Origin of the sequence: Xanthomonas pisi DSM 18956, from assembly GCF_001010415.1 — a bacterium.
Taxonomy (GTDB): Bacteria; Pseudomonadota; Gammaproteobacteria; order Xanthomonadales; family Xanthomonadaceae; genus Xanthomonas; species Xanthomonas pisi.
The window spans coordinates 1-376 of the sequence record NZ_JPLE01000269.1; the positions used below are offsets into that span (position 1 = coordinate 1).

At 55.3% G+C, this 376-nt stretch carries 1 protein-coding gene; it reads right to left on the reverse strand.

Going from position 1 to position 376, the window contains the following annotated elements:
* The coding region (locus tag Y887_RS17975) for a hypothetical protein (RefSeq protein WP_046965652.1) at positions 1-376 on the reverse strand (376 nt) is incomplete at both ends.

The window sequence follows — 376 nt, forward strand, 5'->3', positions numbered from 1 at the left end:
CATCCATTCCGGCGGTCTCACGCAATGCCGTGTTTTCCTGATAGCGTGAATAGCCGCCCTGCGCCGCATTAATCGCCCCCTGTTCCGTGGCATTTCTGACAATGCCGCTTTTAACGGTCTTCGCTGTGCCTCGTGTCACCAGATTAAACAGTTGTGCGTCACCCACGTTTGCCGCCATGGCATTCACAGCCACCAATTCAGGAACGGTTGCCAGCTGCGCGCGCACCTCATCGGCAACACGCTCTTTTGCCAGATCCATTTTCTGGCGACCAGAAAGCTGTGCATGCTGCGGGTCGGCGTCAATGGACAAAAACGTCTGCTGAAATTTCGGAGACTGCGCCAGCTCAGAGTAATCCGCAGTAAGAACAGCATCTGC